The sequence below is a fragment of the Psychrobacter sp. TB55-MNA-CIBAN-0194 genome (genome assembly GCF_040309505.1).
Taxonomy (GTDB): domain Bacteria; phylum Pseudomonadota; class Gammaproteobacteria; order Pseudomonadales; family Moraxellaceae; genus Psychrobacter; species Psychrobacter fozii.
Map to the genome: position 1 here is coordinate 187995 of NZ_JBEOOW010000007.1, position 21885 is coordinate 209879.

Here is a 21885-nt window from a genome sequence, read left to right on the forward strand (position 1 = left end):
ACTGCGAGTAACAATAATATGGACATTATTAAATCTAGTTCTTCAAGTCAAGATGTTAGCAGTATCAGTACCAGACAGTTTTTAAAATTCTTTATACCCTCTATAATAGGTCTGTTACTTTTCGTATTTCCAATCCCCTATGTAGATGGTAAGTTTGTATCATATGCAGAAGGATTTACCATTCCTATCTCTGTGTTAAAGGATTATATACAGGGTTATATGGGTGATGTTTTACCATTGCTTGTTGTAATCTCCATTATGATTACACTGTGTTGCACGCTATATACTAAAATCATGAAGCCTTCATTGATTCTAAATAATGCATTTTTAAACAACTTACTGAACGTGACAACACCTTGGCTTATCATTAGAATGCTTGGTGCGTTTTTTGTTGTCGTTACCTATTTTAAATTTGGGTTTGAGGCAATATATTCAGATAGTATCGGTGGATTGATATTATATGAGTTAATGCCAATACTTTTTATCGTGTTTTTCTTAGCTGGATTATTGCTACCACTACTACTTGATTTTGGCTTATTAGAGTTCTTTGGTGTTTTATTAAGTAAAGTAATGAGACCTTTATTTGGTTTGCCCGGTAGGTCCTCTGTAGATTGTCTGACATCATGGTTGGGTGATGGCACTATTGGCGTGTTATTAACTGATAAACAATTGGAAGGCGGATTTTATACCAAAAAAGAAGCAGCCGTTATTGCTACCAGCTTTTCAGCAGTTTCGATTACATTCTGTTTGGTTGTCATCTCTCAAGTTAAACTAGAAAGCTATTTTCTTAATATGATTGGGGTGGTTGCTTTATGCGGGATTGTTTGTGCGTTAATCGTACCAAGACTATTACCTTTATCTAGAATTGAAGATACGTATGTAGTAGAAAATAGTGATAGAGATCATGAAACCATCCCTGAAGGAAAAACGTTATTTACCCACAGCTTACATAAAGCGGTTCACAAAGCAGAAAAGAGTCCAAGCTTTTCTACTTTCTTAAATGATGGATTAAAGAATATTTTAGATATGTGGATCGGAATATTACCCGTCGTTATGGCAATCGGGACGATGGGCTTAATCGTTGCAGAAGAAACCCCTGTATTTGATTATTTAGGTATGCCGTTTATTCCATTCTTAGAATTATTGAATATACCTTTTGCAGCAGAGATGTCAAAAACCATTATGGTGGGTTTTGCCGATATGTTTTTACCTGCTATTATCGGTTCTTCAATAGAATCAGAGTTAACACGGTTTGTCATCGCTTGCTTGTCAGTCTCTCAATTGATCTATATGTCGGAAGTGGGTGGATTGATTCTAGGCACAAAAATTCCAGTGAGCTTTTTTCAGTTATTGATAATCTTTCTATTAAGAACCATTATCTCATTACCGATTATTGCGTTATGTGCTCATATGATTTTCTAATAATATTAAATTGCAATTTTTGCTTTGCAAGAGGGTTTTCTGAAAGCCAGACTCACCAATCCTGAAAAAATCAGCAAAAAAAACCACCTGTTAAGGTGGTTTTTTGCTATTAACATCAGGCTACTGACAAGAATTGTTTTGCAAAGCCAGCTACCTTCTCCAGCATAATAGGCTCATCAACTCCCTTTTTTATTCAGTATTGTACTTAGATAATTTGCCCAATATTAAGGTTTTTTATATCTAATTTATAAAACTAGAAAGAAGTACGACGATAGTTACGGTATTCAGGTAACCAAAAATTCGCTTTTAACCGGCGTTGTAAGTTCTCCGATGTGATAGGTAGTGCCAACTTATCTTGAGCCGCTTGCAATGCCACTGCATAAGCTATTTTTTCACTGATCTCTCTGATAACTCTAATGGGTGGTAATATGGCACCAGGTGCTTTTTCATATTCCATTGATATATCTGCAAGGGCTTGGCTTGCCGCCGTTAGCATATTATCGCTGATACCCGTCGCACGTGCTGCTAAAACACCCAGACCAATACCGGGGAAAATATAGCTGTTATTACACTGAGAAACCTCAAAAGACTGACCGTTATAAGTAGTATGAGGAAAAGGACTACCTGTCGCAACAATTGCCTTACCTTTACTCCAATTCATGACTTCTTGCGGCGTCGCTTCAACGCGAGAAGTTGGATTTGAAAGTGGTAGTACAATTGGGTGTTCAGTATTAGCACATAGCGATTCGATCACCTCTTGGGTGAACAGACCTTTTTGTCCGCTAACACCAAATAATACGGTAATTTTTGCTTGTTTAACCACTTGTGCTAAGCCGAGTTTCTTACTTTTATCCCAGCTTGCAACAGCTGATTCTTTTTGTACTAACGGTTCTTGGAATTTTTGTAGCTCTGTCATACCATCTGTCAATAAACCATAGCGATCAACCATGAATACTTGACTACGAGCTTGCTCTTCAGTCAACCCTTCGCGCTGCATTTGGCGAATAATATGCTCAGCAATACCACAACCAGCAGATCCTGCGCCTAAAAATGCGATATTCTGTTGGCTAAGTTTTTGACCTTTATTTAGACACGCTGCAATCAAAGTACCAACCGATACCGCAGCAGTCCCTTGAATATCATCATTAAAGCAGCATAGCTGATCACGATATTTATTCAATAACGGGGTCGCGTTTTCCTGAGCAAAATCTTCAAATTGCAATAACACTTCTGGCCAACGGCGCTTAACGGCTTGAATAAATAAGTCCACAAATTCATTATATTCATCGCCAGAGATGCGCGGATTTCTCCAGCCCATATACATAGGATCGTCAAGCAACTGTTGGTTATTGGTACCGACATCCAGCAAAATAGGTAGACAGTAAGCTGGGCTAATACCACCACAAGCCGTGTATAAAGACAACTTACCGATTGGAATGCCCATGCCGCCAATACCCTGATCCCCTAGGCCCAAGATACGTTCACCGTCAGTAACAACGATCACTTTGACGTTTTGTTTGGTGGCATTTTGTAGCATATCATCGATTTTGTGACGCTCAGGATATGAGATAAACAAACCCCGTTTACGACGATAAATTTGCGAGAATTTTTCACACGCCTGACCAACGGTTGGGGTATAAATGAGCGGCATGACTTCCTCAATATGCTGCTCAATGAGATGATGAAATAAGGTTTCATTGGTATCTTGGATGTTACGCAAGTAAATATGCTTATCCATAGCGTCAGTGAATGAGCTCAGTTGATGATAAGCACGTAATGATTGCTCCTCAATCGTTTCAATATTATGAGGTAATAATCCAGTTAAATTAAAACTACTACGTTCTTCTGATGAAAAAGCACTACCTTTATTCAGTAAAGGAGTTTCTAAAAGAGCGGGGCCAGCAACGGGAATATATAAAGGACGCTTGTTTGACATAATGTAATCTTCTTATTAAAGGCATATGAGTGAAAGCCATACTGAGTGAAAGCTATGCTAGTGCTGCATTATACATAGCATCGACTGGTATTTAACAATAGATAACAAAATCATTTTGAATAAATGTGCTTCTGAACTCAAGGCCACTGATATATTTACCTAGAAATAATAAAAAAGCACTACCAATCGGTAGCGCTTCTAGGGTGTATTGAACATTTATAATAAACAAACACTGAACTATTTAGCTACTTAACCACTCATAAGTAATCAGGTCAATGCCAGTTTTAGAATTCAGTTATAAACAACACGAGCAATTACGTTTGGTTTTCGACATTTTACCAATACCCGGATTAAAGGTATTGGTTGGGTCTAGACTTTTATAGAAGTTTTGCAGATCAGGTTCTGCTTCGTATAGATGCCCTACATTATGCTCAGCAGGATATTTGGCTCCGCGTGCACTCAACAGCTCTAACATCATCTTTTTAACAAGATGTGCATCACTACCCTTCTTCAAAATATAATCTTGATGAAACACATAGCAAAAGAAGTGCCCGTAATACAGCTTCATTTCCAAATGTTTTTCAATTTCTTTAGGTAGGGTTTCAAGCCATTCTAATTCATTACGCGGTATGGCAATATCTAATGCCAATATCTCACCGACTTCTTTTTCGTGTATCACTTCATATCTTAATGCGGCACCAGCTGCGGCAAAACGATTTAAAAGCGCGCTTTCTGACTCTTCCTGACTACATTCAAAATAGTTACCCGTGTCTGATGCATCAAAAAACGTCTTCAGAAAGTCTTGAGCCTCTGCTATACCATCATCACTCATTTTCATGATGAGATGATGTTCATATTGATCGCGATACTCAATCATGCGCTTTGGTAAATGCTTTGGAAATATATTGGCGATGAACTGCATGACTTTGTCAGTAAAATGCTTTGGCATCCATGACCATTTATGGAACTTTGCGTCTATAGCGCCTTTGATAGAAAACAGTCTAGGTAAGGCATTTGTACCGAGATGCTTAATACTTAGGAACGTGTCCTTGCCATACTTAGCAGATACATCAAATATATCACGATGCATATACTCACCAACTTCAGGAATATTTTCGAAGTTTGATAGTATCTGCCTTCTGAGCTGTGCAAGCTCACTCACACTGTTGGTGCCTATATAAAAGGTTTTCTCTTTTGCCGCTATTGGATAAGTGTCAAGACGTACTGCAAACACGGCAAGCTTGCCAGCGCAGCCACTAGCCTCATACAGTCTTCGCTTATCCGCATTAAAGCGGCTTGGCGTGCTTGCATCAACATCTTTTACTCTAGCGATGTACTCTTTGTCAGATGCGAGCTTGCCAGTGTTAGGTAATTCTCTTTTAGCAAAATTACCTGTTTGTAAATTAGTGAGTATTTCTTCTGGAGTGTCGCCCAATTCTACGTCTAGATGATTGACCAATACTAGCTGACCGTGTTGGTTAATTTGGGCAAACAATGCAAGCTCGGTATAGGCAGGGCCTCTTTTCACCAGCGCACCGCCGGAGTTGTTAGAAATACCACCAATAATAGACGCACCCAATGTCGATGACCCGATGACGGAGTGAGGCGCCCTATTTACGGTATTAAGCTGACTTTGCAACTGGTGTAATGTCGCCCCAGGCAAGCTAATCACTTGCTCATTGTCATTCACCAAATACAACTGGTTCATTGCAAGCGTGTTAATCACAACCACTGGTCTATCGTAGTCATTACCGCTCGGTGTTGAGCCTTCAGTCAGTCCCGTTTTTGCCGCTTGCATGATGATAATGCAGTCGCCTTCTACACACACTTCTAAGCTACGCCAAATCTCCAGCAGTGTTTGCGGAAACAAAACAGCCAAAGCATTGCCGCCACCAGAGCGCCACCCCATTCTATAGTGCTCGTTTTTCTCTGGATCAGCCTGTACATTACTGGCTCCCAGTAGATGCGTTAGCTTGTCTAACACTAGATCAGGAGGGAGTGTGTCCGGATACGTTATATTTGATGAGAAAAGGTTTGATGAAGCCATATGATGCTCCTTAACTTGTGATTGTGTGTCACTCATTATGCTAAAGGCCCTTGAAAACCAAAGAGGTAAATGGCAGCCATGACGATGATGCCACAGAACAGCACATAATAGAGGGTAGGTAAAATAGTACGCCTAAGTGTGGCGCCCTCCATACCGAGTAGACCCACCGTTGCTGATGCAGCCACCACGTTATGTATGGCAATCATATTACCAGCTGCAGCACCAACTGCTTGAGCTGCGATGACTAAAGAAGGTGAAATATGTAAACTCATGGCGGCTTCAAATTGAAACTGACTGAACATCATGTTAGATACGGTGTTAGAGCCGGCGATAAAGGCACCTAATGCCCCAATGGTTGCACTAATCAATGGAAAAGCACTGCCAAAAGTACCCGCAAATAACTCTGCACTGGCGACTGGCATACTTGCCACATCTGATAAGTTTATGCCTGAATTGATAAAAATCCTAACCATTGGAATCGTAAAAATAAGGACGAATCCAGCCCCTAATACAGTCTTTCCCGACTCTTTGAATGCACTGTTTAGTGCACTGCCTGATTTTTTGGTTTGAAAAGCGGCGGCAACCAAGGCACTGATTAATAACAATCCACCTGGTAAGTATAAAGGACTAAAGCTGGCACTGATATCTGCCTCGCCTAATAAGGAGGTAAAGTCTAACGTCGCACTATTGAGAAAAGATTTGAATCCCTCAAACACTCTTGAACAAACCAGTAAAAGGGCAACTAGCAAATAAGGGAACCATGCCATGACAGTAGACATTTTTTTGTCATCTAAACTCGGCGTCAAATCATCTTTACTGACTATTAACTTACCCATCCATTCGCTTGGCCAGTTCTTTTGCGGCTCAAAATCCCATGTGGTTTTTGGTACTAAAAATCCACGTTTTGCCGCGTTAACCACAATGGCGACACTGACCAAGCCACCGACCAATGACGGAAACTCTGGCCCTAAAAAGACACCTGTTAGGGTATAAGGAATCGTAAATGCCAAGCCAGCGAATATAGCAAATGGCCAAATCGCGAAACCTTCTTTCCAGCTTTTGTTTTTACCAAAGAAGCGAGTAAGCATCATCACCATGATAAGTGGCATAAATGTACCAATGACACCATGAATAATAGCCACTTGACTGGTAATCAGTTGTAAAAAGTCAGCCCACTCTAGTCCTTCTTGTGCCAGTTGAGCGCTAATGGCCGCTGTATCTAATCCTTTATTTACCCCAATAACAATAGGTGTACCGACCGCACCAAATGATACAGGCGTACTTTGTATCATCATTCCCATTAAAACTGCGCCCAGTGCTGGAAATCCTATCGCTACCAGTAAAGGTGCGGCAATAGCTGCAGGAGTACCAAAACCAGCGGCACCCTCAAGAAATGTTCCAAAGCACCATGCAATAATAATGGCTTGAACACGTCTATCTGGCGATACATTGGTAAACCCAGCACGGATAACGGCGATGGCACCAGTGTGTTTTAACGTATTCAGTAAGAAAATAGCACCAAAGACGATCCACAATACTGAGACGGTAATGACCATTCCTTGAATGATCGATGAGGACACGCGATTAAGCGTCATATCCCAGATGAAAAGCGCAAGCCCAGCAGTAACGGCTAAAATAATTGGCATGGTTTTTTTGGCTGACCACTGTAAGCCAATAAGCAAAATACCACAGAGAACGATTGGCAATAGTGCCAGGAGTCCATATATTGTCTGATTCAAAATCATATCCTTTTGATTGTGTGACCTTCCTTGAGTAAAGCCATGTCAGTATTTATTTTTATGACTTAATTTTTCATAACTTAGTGACGACTGAGGTATTGAGCATTTATAAATAGGTACTGCTAATCACAGTTGATTTGTTAAAGACGTCTGTCAGATGACACCGAAAACAATCTCTATCAGTGCCATGACCAAATGCTCAAAACGCCCTAAAATATTCTACGCCTTGTCCATACATTGATATATTGCATCAAAGGACAATATTATTTTCTTTTTTTGCTATAATCCAAGACGAATTAAAGCAATTGGAGAACAAGTATGGCCAAAGCTGATGATATGGTTTTATTCGTTCAAGTGGTTGATGAAGGTTCATTTTCTAGGGTCGCTGAAAAACTGTCATTAACGAATTCAGTCGTAAGCAAACGCATTGCAAGATTAGAAGAAAACCTAAATGCACAGCTACTTTATAGAACCACCCGAAAGTTGAGCTTAACTGATGCAGGAAAGACCCTTTATAACAAAGCAAAAATTGCTAAATTTGCCTTTCAAGAAGCCGAAAATGCAGTGACGGGTTACGGTGAGGATATGAAAGGCAACATACGTATCACCATGCCAGTGGTCTCTGCCAATCTAGTATTGAGCGAATCGATTGCTGAATTTTGCAAACAACACCCTGAAATATCGGTGGATTTGCAAATTACCAATCGATTGGTTGATTTGATAGAAGAAGGGTTTGATCTGGCCATAAGAACCGCAGAGCTTGAAGACTCATCTCTCATTGCGAGGCGTCTTATAGATAGCCAGTGGGTGATATGTGCAACACCGGACTATTTAGGGAAATATGGTATACCTCAGACACCTGAACAATTACAGGATCATAAATGCTTGGTCTATAAGTTTGATAATGCGGCTAACGATATATGGCCACTATATATAGATGGCACAGAGCAATTGCTTCCTATAGAAGGCCGGTTTTATAGCAACCATCTTGATGCGATTAAACAAGCGACCCTTAGCGATTTAGGCATCGCTTTTTTACCACAAGCACTTGTTTATAAGGAGCTACAGCAAAATACGCTCACACAGATTTTGCAACGTTTTACACGAAAAAGAATGGGAATGTATGCGGTTTATCCTAAAGCAAAGCAACCGGATCAAAAATTGAAACTGCTTGTTGAGCATCTGCGAGAGTCATTACATGAAAAACAGGCTTATTACTGCTAAATAATAAGCCTGTTTTTCATGTGTATAAGCAAAGATAAATTAAAGCATTGATTATATGTTGATACGTTCAAACTATCGCTACTGCCCTGCAGTATCATAAAATTGGCATCTCCAAGGTCAGCGACTAGGCGTATTTTTTCTTTAGGGTTTAGCGCTATACCTTCATAATCATCATAACTTTCACGCAACTGTCTTAGGAAAATTATAGAGTGACATCTATTTCGAGACTAGAGCTCTATCTTTACCATGACCCAAAAACCACAAAAAAGCCACTTAATAGCTAAGTGGCTTTTTTGTTGAGAGTGTTATTTGTACTGCAGACAAGCTATAGACGCTAACCTAAAGTTGGCATCGAGAACTGCTTGTCTTCTCGTATCGCTGCGCTAGGCCAGCGTTGAGTAATCGTTTTTCGGCGAGTAAAAAATCTAACGCCATCTGGTCCGTACATAAATAAATCTCCAAATAATGAGCGCTTCCAACCACCAAAGCTTTGAGAAGCGACAGGCACTGGTAATGGAATATTAACGCCAACCATACCCACCTGAATATTATCAACGAAGTAACGTGCCGCCTCCCCATCTCGGGTATAGATACACGTGCCATTGCCGTATTCATGTTCATTTATGAGCTGTATCGCCTCTTCCATTGTCTGCACACGCATCACCTGAAGCACTGGTCCAAAAATCTCTGCTTCGTAACTGTCCATCTCTTTTGTCACATTATCTATTAGAGTTGGACCCACAAAGAAACCTTGCTCATGACCTGTCGGTGCTGCACCAGAGCCATCAATGATGACGTTGGCTCCTTGGTCAGTAGCACTTTTGATATGCTCTAAAATTTTAGATTTGTGCGCACCAGTAATGACAGGACCAAAATCATTTTCTTTGTCAGAATAAGCACCTAATTTCAACTGCTGTATGGCAGGCTGTAATGCTTCAACCATTTTATCAGCTATATCATCACCGACTGCGACCGCAACAGATAGCGCCATACAGCGCTCGCCTGACGAACCAAATGCAGCGCCTAGTAGCGAAGTAACCACATTGTCTAAGTCTGCATCTGGCATCACGATTGCATGGTTTTTTGCGCCGCCTAATGCTTGACATCTTTTGCCTTGAGCGGTGGCTGTCGTATAAATATACTCTGCAATTGGTGTAGAGCCCACGAAACTTATGGCTTCAACATCTGAATGATGCAAAAGCGCATCAACGGCCTCTTTGCCACCATTGACGACGTTCAACACACCATCAGGCAATCCTGCTTCTTTCATCAATTTTGCAATAAACATGGCGGCACTAGGATCACGTTCAGATGGCTTTAGAATAAACGTGTTTCCGCAGACGATAGCCATAGGGAACATCCAAAGAGGCACCATCACAGGAAAGTTAAACGGGGTAATCCCAGCCACTACTCCAAGAGGATGGAACTCACTCCAAGAGTCAATATCTGGGCCAGCATTACGACTGTGCTCACCTTTTAATAACTCTGGTGCACCGCAAGCATATTCAACATTTTCGATACCGCGCTGTAGTTCACCAGCGGCATCATGTGAAATTTTTCCATGCTCTTCCCCAATTAGTCGACAGATTTCATCAGCATTTTTTTCTAGTAATTCTTTGAATTTGAACATCACTCTAGCGCGTTTCATCGGTGGAGTTTTACGCCATGCCGGAAAAGCGGCCTTTGCTGCAACGACGGCTTCATCAATCGTTTTAGCACCACCTAACGCAACCTGCTTGCTGACTTCACCCGTAGAAGGGTTATAAATAGGCTGAGTTTGACCGTCTTCAGTAATCGTATGACCGTTAATAAAATGTCCGATAGTTTGCATAATATATTCCTTTTATAGCATTGAGTTGGTAATTGGATTAAAAGTAAAATTTCCGTTTATTAGCTTGGTAAAACACCATCTGAGGCGCTTTCTGTCCATAGCAACGCATAAAGTTGCAGCATTTCTTCTAAATTAGGTATCCGAGGATTGTTGTTAGGCGAGCCTGAGCCAAACGCTTGGTCACACATCGTATTGACCAGCTCATCAAACTCTGTTTTTTGAACCCCAAATTGCGCTAATGTAGGCACCTTAAGCTCCGTATTCAAATCTTTTAAGTAAGCAATCAGCTTTATATTTGCTTGGTCGTCTGTATCGTTGAGTTCAGCAATACCTAGTGCACGGGCACAGTCTGCATAGCGATCCGGAGTACTTGATATACCAAACTCGGTAATCGTTGGTAATAACATCGCATTTGATAAACCGTGTGGTACATGAAAGAACGCCCCAATTGGCCGACTCATACCATGTACTAAGGCCACTGATGAGTTGTTAAATGCAATGCCCGCTAACGTAGAGCCCAACATCATCGCTTCACGTGCCGTTTCGTCCTTACCATCGTGATAGGCTTTTTGTAGATTGGGTCCAATCAAACGTAATGCCGCTAAAGCTTGCTGGTCACTATAAGCATTACGTTTTTGACTAACGTAAGCCTCGATAGCATGTGTCATTGCATCAATGCCCGTATCGGCAGTCGTGCGAGGGGGGACGGTCATCGTGAGACTATAGTCAATAATCGCTGCGACTGGCATGAATCCCATACCGACACACAATAACTTCTCGTTATTGGCCTCATCAGTGATGATAGTAAACTTGGTAACCTCTGACCCTGTTCCTGCGGTAGTAGGAATGGCAACAATAGGCAAGCCAGCTTCATTCACTTGACGAGGAAATTTATAGTCATTAATGACACCACCGAATTTACCCAAAATTGAAATGGCTTTTGCACTATCTATAGGACTGCCGCCGCCCAAAGCAATTAACCCATCATATTCTTGATGTCGTACTTGCTGCACACCTGATTCTATAGAGCTTTCAGTTGGTTCTGGCATAGTATCCGAGAATACATCAGCCGTGATATCAACCTCTTTTAAAATGGTTTGTAGTTTCTCTACATAGCCGAGTTTCACCATCATTTCATCAGTGATAATGAGTGGCTTTTTTATACCCAAGCTATCTAATATCGTCGGTAGCTTTTGACACGCCTCACGCCCGACCTCCATTATTCTTGGGAGAAGAATACTATGTGACATATTTACCTATCCTTGTGTTGATCACGATGTTTTTCATATTGTGTGTTGAATATTTTGTGTTTAATCTTGTGCTAAAACGAACCCATTAACGTGCCTAAAGTTATGACAGCTATAAGTGCTAGCACAGGTACGGCAACAGCCACCACAAAAATATCTTTATAAGATTCTTTGTGCGTGAGCTGACAAATCACCAGTAGCGTTATCACTGCGCCATTATGAGGAAGCGCATCCAAACCACCTGATGCGATAGACGCTACACGATGCATTAACTCGGGATTGATGCCAAATTGAGAGGCCAATTGAAGATAATTGTCTCCCATAGTATTGAGGGCGATACTTAGTCCACCTGATGCAGAGCCAGTAATACCTGCCATCACATTGACGAACACAGCTTCTGAAATCAGTGGATTGCCTGGAGATAAGCCTAATAAAAATTCTTTTACAATGATAAACCCTGTCAAAGTAGCGATTACTGATCCATAACCAACTTCAGAGGCTGTATTAAAGATAGGCAGTAGTGAACCAAGCGCACCTTCGCTAAGGGATTCTTTTAAGTTTTTCCAACGTTTCCAATTCAGCAAAATCATTGACCCACAAGATACAACTAAAGCAATGACGATAGCCCAAATACCGAGTACTTTAGCCAGTGGCACAGCACCGAACGCTTCACTCGCCAAATAGCTGTTATCCATGCTAGGTAATAGCCATTTCGTACAAATAAAGTTAATCAATATGACCAAGATAATGGGTAACAATGCCACCAGTAATGAAGGCTTAGCGCTACTATCGGTGACAACTAACTTATCGTTATGGTGCTCACCATAACCCTCCCCTGCATTGAAAGCTTTTTTAGCACGATAGTTAAGCCAAACCATGCCACCTACTAGCATAATCAAGCCAGCGATAGCACCAAGACCAGGGGCCGCAAAAGAATCCGTTTTGAAAAATGGCATGGGAATAGCGTTTTGAATGGCAGGCGTGCCTGGTAACGCCGTCATCGTAAAAGTCAAAGCACCTAGCGCAATTGCACCAGGAATCAATCTTTTTGGAATATTTAATTCACGAAATAGAGCAGCAGCGATTGGGTATACCGCAAAACCTACTACAAACAACGACACCCCACCGTACGTCAAAATGGCACAAGCCATGACAATAGACAGAACCGCTTGTTTTTTGCCAAGTTTGGCGACCAATGATTCGGATATGCTCAATGCCGATCCTGAATCATCCATCAATTTACCGAATATAGCCCCTAATAGAAAAAGCGGGAAAAAACTGATGATATATCCGCCTAACCCTTTCATAAATACTTGGGTATAGACGCCTAGCATCGTACTGGCCTCACCACTCAACAGCACAGCTAGCATTGCTAGTAACGGGGCTAACAAAATGACGCTATGACCACGGTAAGCCAAATACATCAGCAACCCTAGCGACAGCAAAATGGGGAATAAACTTATCATGTGCACTCCTTGTGCGATAACTACATCAAATCCATTTGTTAAAAAAATTACATAACGATAGAATATTTATCGTTTTAAGAAAATAACAGAATATTTTTATAATAACAAGCCTCAAACGGACAAATATTATCGTTATAATGCCTAGAGAGATTTAATGTCATCTGGTTAGGAGGCTACGAAGCCATGGTTAATACTAAAAAGAAGGGCTCTAGTGTTGAGCGGGTTTTGCAGATTGTAGAAATTCTAGCAAGATCGCAAAGACCGATGAGTGTGAGCGACTTAGCGGACACATTGGATGTGCCTATACCTAGTATGTATAGATTATTAGATCAACTACAAAATATTGGGTTCGTACAACTCGACTTACCCGGAAAGGTAACGTCTGGAAAAAGAACCTATAAGCTCGCGATGGATTTATTGCAGAATAATCATTTCAAGATTGAAAGACTTGCGATATTGCAGCAACTATCATCACAAATAGGGGAAACTGTCGGTATTGCCATTATGCAAGACCTAGATGTTGTCTATATCGATAGGGTTTTGTCTGATTGGCCACTTCAAATATACCTACCAGTTGGAACTCATGTGCCCATTTGGGCAAGTGCCAGTGGTAAATTATTCTTATCACAACTATCCAATGCAAAATGCGAACGTATCATCGATAAAATATCTATACATGCATTAACCACCAATACGCAGACGGATAAAAAACGTTTAATGAAGACCATCGCTGAGACTCGAGATACTAGAATAGGCATAGATAACGAAGAGTTTATTCCAGGTATGGTCGCTTGTGCGGTACTCATTCCTAATGATGAAAATAAAGCGTTTGCGACAGTATTTACCCACGGCCCGACGGTAAGAAAAACTTTGGAAGAATTGCTAGAGTACGTACCTCTGATGCGTGAGGCCGCTTTGGAGTTAGCAGTGACTTTTAATCAGGATTATAAATAAGCTTATGAACAAGTAAGCTTAATATCCTATTGACACTGATAGGCATAATAAATATGAGAAAGAGGAAGTATCTGGAAGACACTTCCTCGAGTACAAGGTAAAATATTATGCTAGAGAAATCACAACAAGTTTATTAATTTAACGTTTATAACGTAGATTGCACACATTGATTCATGATTTTCTCAGACAGCTCATAGCATACCTCTCGGCTCTCAGCCTCTAGCACAATACTTAGATAATGCACATCATCATTCATCCAATAGTTGATTAGATTAGAGCCTATACCGACCAAGTTACCTTTTTTTAATCCTAGAATATTGGGGTAAGAACGCATAAGCTTATTGGTATTAAAAACTCTTTTTCCATTAAATTCAAAATATTTTAGAGAACAAAAAGAAGCTCTTGCCCCATACTGACTGATGAATATCTTGGCAAGCTTACTCATGTCTTGAGCCGTTGTATAAGCGCTTTTCTCAAGACCTGAACAACTGGTCCAATGAGTATTGGTTAGGCCGAGAAAATATGACTGACGAACCATTTGTGTGACGAAATTCTGTTCAGTACCAGAGTGCCAACAGGCTAAGGCAAATGTTGCTTCATTAGAGCTAGCGATTAAAGCAGGCTCAATAAGTACTATTAACGGTATTTGTTCGCCTTTTTGATAAAACTGATAGTACTCACTACTACCCTTTAATAAACTAACCGGCATCTCTACCGTAGTCGTGACAGGGTCGATTTTATCTTGCATCACTTTATCCCAGACCAACATAACCGTCATTAATTTAGCCAATGATGCCATCATTTTTGGTATTGCTGACTTGTTTTCTATGATAAGACGCTGATCAGTTATCTCATTATTTCTTAATGTAAAACTCTCAACCAATATGGCGGCGTCAGTAACAAAACGATCCGTGGCAGTGCCTCCTATATTGTTAGCTCTGACTTCTAATTATATTCAGAATATTTTAACCCTCTATGAAGAGCTTGTTGAGTCCGATGCCATTAGAGGCTTTAATAAAAACATGGTCATGATCTTTAAGGAACTCATGTAGTTTCAAGCTTAAGGCTTGTACGTCTTCAAAGTGATAAAGTGTTATATCTAGAATTTTAAGCTTATCAAGCAATACTTTGCTTTGACTACCGACTAAAATCAAAGCTCTGAAATTCATCTTTTCAATGATAGGAGCCAACTGTAAATGGTACCTACTACTGTCACCACCTAGCTCTAACATATCACCCAAAATCAATACTTTTTGATGGGTAGGTACCTGTAACTGTTCAAAGGTTTCGAGTGCTGCCTGCATGGATAATGGGTTAGCATTGTAAGCTTCATCGTAAAGTGTGATTGGTCGGTTTTTATAGGTCGTTTCGAGTACTTGCCCTCGCCCAGTCACGGCTTTAAAACTCTCTAATCGAGTAATGGCCGCACGGATAGGTAAATTATTATGGTTGACCACGGCCAAAATAGCCATCGCATTTAGCACCATGTGCTGACCACGGGCCTGTAAATTCAGCAGATAAGTCTGACCATCAACTGCTATCTGTGCTTGTGCCTCTTTTTGATGGTAACTGAGTAGCTTAATTGTTGCATCATCATGTTCACCATAGCTGACGACATGAATACCCCACGTGGTTGCCAAACGCTCAATCAAATCATACTGCTCGATATCTCGGCAAACAATGGCGAGAGAACCTGGTGCCATACCTTCAAAAATACGTGATTTTTTGAGAGCAATAGTCTCAACATTATGATGATACTCAAGATGTGCGGGAGCAATATTGGTAATGAGCGCTATATCAGGGCGGACTAAATTGGTATTGGCAGACATAGAGCCAATCGCCATCTCTAATACCCAATAGTTTATAGAATGAGGCATAGAAGCTAAATTCCATGCAATACCCACTGGTAGATTTGCACTAGATTGAGTGTAGCTCGCACCGCCGAAACCATTCAGTACATGTGCCAGCATATGTACTGTTGTAGTCTTCCCAGCGCTACCGGTAATACCAATAACCTGACCATCAAAGACTTGACGAGCATATCGGCCAATCGCAATAGTTGCTTGACGTATATCGCGCACGTACAGCACAGGAATACTTGAGTTTTTGTATGCTATGGCATCATCAGTGATAATGGCAGAAGCACCTTTTTTCACTAAAGACTCAACCGATTTTTCAGACAAATAGCCTACCGCCATATTTTTTCCTCGAGCCACGATTAACTGACCTGACTCAAAACTGGGTGGCCAAATGCATAATCCTGTCGCAGACCAATCTACTGGCGGTGTGACTAGCCACCTCCCCTTAGTGGCAAGGACCAATGGATTGGCCGTTAACACAGGTTGTTTCAAATCCTGACTATGGGTATAACTGGAGGTACAGTTGAGTGGATGGGTGGATTACATCATAATTTGACTGATGCTTCTTTGCAGCGAGCTTTGGATAATTGGCCGTTTTTAAAAAATCAAAGTAACCAATAAGCCCTGATAGATAGTGCTCTACATCATCAATCCGTACTCTGAACGAGTGATGGCGAATAAAAAATCCATGCAGAATGGTTTGCGGGGATTTATAAAACATGGCCATTTCTGGAAAGAAAAAACCATTCATAAGATGATTGGCACGCGCATGCAATGCCTGATAAAACCCTTGAACATCAAAACCTGCTAACACATCATGAAACTCCGGATATTCATCTAGCTTTAATAGCATTTTATGAAATGCCATGGATAGCTCAAGCAATGTCGGAAAAGTAGTGATACGGTTTTTGATAAAATCGGTATAGCCTGCAATGTTATTGACCGCAAACCGAAAATACTTTTTTTCAGGCTTATAAATGATTAGCTCGTTTGAACAGTAAGACAACCAATGGTCATGTGCTTGATGGTGCTTGGCTTCAATAAAATAGTCAAAAGCACAAGTGACACAGTCAAGCCAGCGCGTATCTTTGGTCAAACCATACAAACGCATCATTGCAAATGCCGCCTCGCCATCATAATAAATGATGCGGTTTTTTGCTTTTAGTGTTAAGTCTTTGCTATGTAGGACATGTACAAAGCTGCCATCGTCTTGTTGCATCGCGATGATACCTAGCGCTAATTGCTCTGCCAACGCATGATAATCATCTGCTTTTGGTGTGTTTCTAAACACTTGCAGATATTTAACGACTGCTAATATCGCAACAGCATTTGCACCTAGCTTAATCTCTCCGCCAGTATCAATCACATATGCTTTATCATCATAGGTCTGAATAAGCTCATCAATCAAATAGCTCATGGCATTATCAATACTAACTTTCATATTAGCCAAAGCAAGCTTAGCCTCATCGTTACGATAGCCGTCAAAACTATGACAAGCTTCATAGCCTTCTATCAGTGCATAGGTGCTACTGGCATGACGCAGGCTATTATAAGTATCTATCGTGCGGCCAAAACAAGGAAAGTACCCATACACATACTGGCCAGAAGGCTGCACCTGTCTGGCTAAGTAATTTGTAGACATATCAATGATAGGCTGAGTTGTATCTGCCGATAGTGGCAACAACTTGCGGTGACCCTTAAAGCGTGGCTGTGTATCAAGGGTATGACACTCACCTGTGTGCTCATCAATAAACACACCCGCCGTATTAAAACTAATAATGGGCAAGTCATCGCTAAAATCTGGGATTTGGCTACTACCATGGCGCGCTTTTAGATACACGTTCAGATTATTAGCATTAACCCCTGCATGAGAAACCGTGTTACCCATATAAAGACAGGCATTAGCATTTAACTCCATTTCAGTGAGTAGCAGCCAAGGCTCTTGCACTCCTGTAAATGCAATGCCTGAGCGGTAATAATTGCGTTTAAAGCCCTTTAGACTTTGCTGAAAATTTGACCAAGTAGTGAGTGAGGATTGATTGAGCCACTCAAGCCTTAACCAAGCGATAGGAGCATCAAATTTTTCCGATAACGTATCTACTTTTGCCATTATCACTGGCAATATTCTTTCAAAATTAGAGAAGTTACTAGTATTATCTACTTCCTTTAGTTTCAATAAATCATTAATAATAAAAGTGATTACTTTGGCTTTTTTATGGCCATCAGAGACTGACAAGATGAAGGTGGTAGACAGTGTATCTACTGCAGCATCTTGAAAATTCCCAGTACTGTTTTCAGTATGTACTTGGGTAATATGTGTTTGTACCCAGTGTTCATAGATGGCTGGTAAGTTATTTTTTAAGTGAGTCATTAGGCCATTCATACTGGTGGTTTCGCTCATTTTTTATTGTCCTTTATTATTCACTATTTTTAGTATTTTGGGCACTATCCTATCTGCCTTTAAGGCTTATTAACTATAGCTCAATACGGTTATGTATACCTTGTAAAAAACGCCCCCAGTTTGGGAGCGTTTTAACGTTTACATTACGATTAGCCAATAATAAATAACTGATATGGCTTAGATAACTCAGACACCTGATATCAATTAAATAACATTGGTGATATCAACATCAATATTGACCTGTGTAGCCGAGTCAGTGCTCAGCGCCCACACGTTATATTGTTGTCCATCGGCATCTGATGTCGTGGTTTGGGTATTTACCCACGTTGCCGCATTACCAGATCCATCTGTATCACTGAGATCAGTACCAATATTACCTAAATCTACGGTATCATCGCTATCACCTCTAACATAGATCGCATCTGAGGTTGTAATATCTGCTGCTTGTACGGTCAACGTATTCGCACCAATGCCACTTATATCTATCACATCAACTTCAAAGATATCAGATAAGCTGATGGTTTGATCTTCGCTTTCAAAGCTTAGAACATCAAGCCCTTCGCTTGAGACAGTCAATGACGTATCAGGAATATCAATAGAAGCTGCATCATCAGCAAGTGTGAAGCTACTGGCACTTACACGACCTGCAGCTGCCCCACTCTCAGAATCATAGTCGATCGTAATTTCTAGATTTGCAGAAGATGACTCACCATTTGGTGCAGTAATCGTATACTCAAAAACATCTACATCACCATAAGTACCTGTAAACGTAGAATTAGCCGCATAGTTGTAACTACCATCCGAATTAATGGTCAACATGCCATAGTTACCTACTATTTCTGTGCCGTCAATCACTGCTAAGCCATCGACTGCTGATACTACGGTACCAGTAGCTGCCGTATCAGTACCATCAGCGCCTAAGTCAGTGATAACGTTACCCGCTACCGTTCCATCGACACCTTCATCTGGGCTGTAATTGGTAACCACATCGGACACTGTACTGATGGATAAGCTACCTAATAAGCTAACATTTAACAGCCCGCTAGCATTTCCTAGTGTCACGTAATAAGTACCGCCACCTTCAAACTCTGGTAATACCAGCTCATTCGCACTCCACGAAGCTCCCAAAATACCTCCTGAGCTAACCAACCAGTTTACTTCTTCGTATACTAATACAGCATCGGTGCTACCTTCTTCAACTCTATACACTACAAGGTCAAAATTGGTATCGCCTAACAATGACAAGTCTAGGAAAGCTGAACCAGTGCCATCTACGGTCACTTGCTCAGTAGAGTTATTGGGTACCACAAAAGTGAGCCCACTGTTGCTACCTAGCACACTCACATCTATCGTATCCGAAAGCACGCCAAGATTTAACAGCCCTCCTACAGGTTGTGTTTGTGTTTCTTGCGTGGTGATGGTGGGCGTGACATTCACATTTAGCGTGGATTCATTATCCACAGCCGCCGGTGAGGTTGTATCTACTGTAACTGTCACAGCAGGTGCGTTACCGCTCACATTGTCCACAGCATCTTTGATGTTGTAGCTTAGCTCATACTCAGCATCATCTAAAGGCGTTTGCGGCGTTAAAGTATAGCTGCCATCAGCGTTTTCAGTGAGTACTGCATCAACTACGTTACCATTTACCACTAACTGCAGTGTTTCACCGTCACTAAGTACACCAGCAGCAACCTCAAGGCTTGGTGTATTGTCATTTGTGGTGCCATCATCTGCAATGACTTCTGAAGGTGTTAGTACACCACCGCTGCCATCATTAGCTACATTGTCTGTGATAGTTGCCGCTGCGATTGGCGCAGCAGATGCCGTAGAGCTGATATTGATCACAAGTTTTGCGGTATCGCTGTTACCTGCTGCACCGTTAGAGATAGTGTACTCAAACACATCTGTTTCACCTGACGAAGCATAATCACCATTGGCCGTGTAAGTATAGTCACCATTTTCGTCAATCACTAGTACACCGTATTGCCCCTGTATGGTAAATACATTGACACCGTCGACAAGCTGAGATGTTGGCTCTGAAACTGTATTATCACTGCTTATGTCCGTCAGCTTAGTGTTAACAGTAACCGTATCCTCACCTGACTCACCTGTTACTAACCCATCAGGGTCAATCACGTTACCTGTGATGGCTATACTTGAATCAAAATCATATTCCGTTAGTGTGGCAGTGACATCAGTGGTTTCAAGCAGCGTTAAAGTATTGCTAAGCAATGCTACTGCAACCGCATCCAATACCGGGTCAACCACACCACCAAGTAAAGTGTTCAATACGGTATTTTCTTGAAGCAACGTCACCAACGCATCGACACCCAGCTCATTCGTTACTAGCAATGCAGCTGACAGAATACCTTTGACAGTAGTTCCCAAGCCAGGAGAGTCAGTATTAAGTGAGGTTTCCACTGTATTTAAGACAGCCTCTTGGTTATCTGGACCTAAAATGATGCCTGAGTCACCCAACTCTGCCAACTCCACATCTTGTACTAAAGTGGTTAATGCACTCTCACTTTTACGCACCACCACAGTGTAATCTCCTGGCTCTAAACCAGATACGACTGCTGTTAATGTGTCATTGCCCGTCAATCCTAATAATTCTAGACCTATTACATCACCCACCAATGGGTTACCACCAGTCGTACCGACATAAACACGGTCGCCATTACTATTGTAGACCTCGATATTGACTGCATCCGCTACTGCGACTAGCGCTGTCTGACTAACTTCAATACTAACAGTACCACTAGCGCCTTCACTTACCGTAAAGTCAAGCGTACCATCTGTACCGCTATCGCTTTCGGCGACACCAAGTACGGTGACGCTATCGTTATTTACTGAAGGATAAGTGGTTACTTGTAATTTACCTAAATCGATATCATTGGAGTCATCTTGAGCGATGATGACGGTGGTATCAACCGTCACGCTAACAGCAGGCGCATCATCACTCACGTTACCGGCATCGTCTGTGAGATTGTAACTTAGGTCATGCTCACCATCAGTCAGTGGCGTGGTTGGCGTTAAGGTCACGCTGCCATCGCCATTGGTCACAGAGGTTGAGGGTACAACCACTCCATCAATGACCAATTGCGGGGTGCCGTTAGTTACTTGATCAGCAGGGACGGTCACACTTGGAGTATTGTCGTTAGTGACGCCGCCATCAGTAATGGTTTCTGCAGGGTCGAGCACATCACCACTGCCATCATTGGCGACGTTATCAGTGATAACAGGGGCGATAATCGGCGCCGTTGGTGCCGTGCTGTCAGGGGCACTCGCAGAATTCGATTCTACTGAGGTGTTATCAGCGGCATCGGTGGCGGTGGCATTGATGACTTCGCCATTGGTCAGTGGCGTATCAAGGGTCACGCTATAGTCGCCATTGCCATCAGCGGTTGCGCTGCCAATCACGACATCATCAGCATCTAAGATGTCAACGGTGCTGCCCGCTTCGGCAGTTCCTACGACGATCGTGCCGTCAAAGCTGTCAATCACTGGCGCCGTTGGTGCCGTGCTGTCAGGGGCACTCGCAGAATTCGATTCTACTGAGGTGTTATCAGCGGCATCGGTGGCGGTGGCATTGATGACTTCGCCATTGGTCAGTGGCGTATCAAGGGTCACGCTATAGTCGCCATTGCCATCAGCGGTTGCGCTGCCAATCACGACATCATCAGCATCTAAGATGTCAACGGTGCTGCCCGCTTCGGCAGTTCCTACGACGATCGTGCCGTCAAAGCTGTCAATCACTGG

At 41.8% G+C, this 21885-nt stretch carries 13 protein-coding genes; 3 read left to right on the forward strand and 10 right to left on the reverse strand.

From position 1 onward, the window contains the following. The first annotated feature begins 18 nt into the window (after positions 1 to 18). Positions 19 to 1422 carry a YjiH family protein gene (locus AAEY75_RS10195; protein ID WP_197217557.1) on the forward strand — a complete coding sequence of 468 codons (1404 nt, stop codon included), beginning with the start codon at positions 19 to 21 and terminating at the stop codon, positions 1420 to 1422. A 253-nt stretch (positions 1423 to 1675) separates the two neighbouring features. Here AAEY75_RS10195 and AAEY75_RS10200 read toward each other — a convergent pair whose 3' ends face one another. The 3 genes from AAEY75_RS10200 to AAEY75_RS10210 form a co-directional block, all read right to left on the reverse strand. Further along, complete coding sequence (locus AAEY75_RS10200; protein ID WP_197101272.1) at positions 1676 to 3358, reverse strand: NAD-dependent malic enzyme; 1683 nt, start codon at positions 3356 to 3358, stop codon at positions 1676 to 1678. A gap of 295 nt (positions 3359 to 3653) precedes the next feature. Next, positions 3654 to 5405: a D-lactate dehydrogenase gene (gene dld, locus AAEY75_RS10205; RefSeq protein WP_352259513.1), complete on the reverse strand. Its 1752-nt coding sequence runs from the start codon at positions 5403 to 5405 to the stop codon at positions 3654 to 3656. A 35-nt stretch (positions 5406 to 5440) separates the two neighbouring features. Then, positions 5441 to 7144, reverse strand: a complete 1704-nt coding sequence (locus AAEY75_RS10210; protein ID WP_352259514.1) for an L-lactate permease — start codon at positions 7142 to 7144, stop codon at positions 5441 to 5443. A 318-nt stretch (positions 7145 to 7462) separates the two neighbouring features. Between AAEY75_RS10210 and AAEY75_RS10215 the strand changes: the two genes are divergently transcribed. After that, on the forward strand, positions 7463 to 8368 hold the full coding sequence (locus AAEY75_RS10215; protein ID WP_110924351.1) for a LysR family transcriptional regulator: 906 nt from the start codon (positions 7463 to 7465) through the stop codon (positions 8366 to 8368). Positions 8369 to 8702: 334 nt separating this feature from the next. Here the strand turns inward: AAEY75_RS10215 and AAEY75_RS10220 are convergent, their stop codons facing one another. The 3 genes from AAEY75_RS10220 to AAEY75_RS10230 all read right to left on the reverse strand — a co-directional run bounded on the left by AAEY75_RS10220 (position 8703) and on the right by AAEY75_RS10230 (position 12912). Continuing rightward, positions 8703 to 10199, reverse strand: a complete 1497-nt coding sequence (locus AAEY75_RS10220) for a CoA-acylating methylmalonate-semialdehyde dehydrogenase (protein WP_110924350.1) — start codon at positions 10197 to 10199, stop codon at positions 8703 to 8705. Positions 10200 to 10258: 59 nt separating this feature from the next. Next, positions 10259 to 11449: an iron-containing alcohol dehydrogenase gene (locus tag AAEY75_RS10225; protein WP_352259515.1), complete on the reverse strand. Its 1191-nt coding sequence runs from the start codon at positions 11447 to 11449 to the stop codon at positions 10259 to 10261. A 71-nt stretch (positions 11450 to 11520) separates the two neighbouring features. Further along, positions 11521 to 12912 (reverse strand): GntP family permease, encoded by a 1392-nt coding sequence (locus AAEY75_RS10230; protein WP_110924348.1) that lies wholly within the window; start codon positions 12910 to 12912, stop codon positions 11521 to 11523. A 183-nt stretch (positions 12913 to 13095) separates the two neighbouring features. Here AAEY75_RS10230 and AAEY75_RS10235 point away from each other — a divergent pair, with 183 nt between their 5' ends. Continuing rightward, the gene (locus AAEY75_RS10235; RefSeq protein WP_352259516.1) at positions 13096 to 13866 is read left to right on the forward strand and encodes an IclR family transcriptional regulator; all 771 of its coding nucleotides are present in this window, start codon (positions 13096 to 13098) and stop codon (positions 13864 to 13866) included. Between the two features lie 145 nt (positions 13867 to 14011). On the opposite strand, the gene AAEY75_RS10240 is transcribed toward AAEY75_RS10235, so the two are convergent. The 4 genes from AAEY75_RS10240 to AAEY75_RS10255 all read right to left on the reverse strand — a co-directional run. Further along, the gene (locus AAEY75_RS10240; protein WP_352259517.1) at positions 14012 to 14668 is read right to left on the reverse strand and encodes a D-alanyl-D-alanine carboxypeptidase family protein; all 657 of its coding nucleotides are present in this window, start codon (positions 14666 to 14668) and stop codon (positions 14012 to 14014) included. A gap of 163 nt (positions 14669 to 14831) precedes the next feature. Beyond that, the gene (locus AAEY75_RS10245; RefSeq protein WP_352259518.1) at positions 14832 to 16217 is read right to left on the reverse strand and encodes a UDP-N-acetylmuramoyl-tripeptide--D-alanyl-D-alanine ligase; all 1386 of its coding nucleotides are present in this window, start codon (positions 16215 to 16217) and stop codon (positions 14832 to 14834) included. Between the two features lie 7 nt (positions 16218 to 16224). Continuing rightward, positions 16225 to 18126, reverse strand: a complete 1902-nt coding sequence (locus tag AAEY75_RS10250) for a hypothetical protein (RefSeq protein WP_352259519.1) — start codon at positions 18124 to 18126, stop codon at positions 16225 to 16227. 204 nt (positions 18127 to 18330) lie between these two features. Beyond that, positions 18331 to 21885 (reverse strand): Ig-like domain-containing protein (locus AAEY75_RS10255; RefSeq protein WP_352259520.1); only part of this gene is annotated, 3555 nt, incomplete at its 5' end.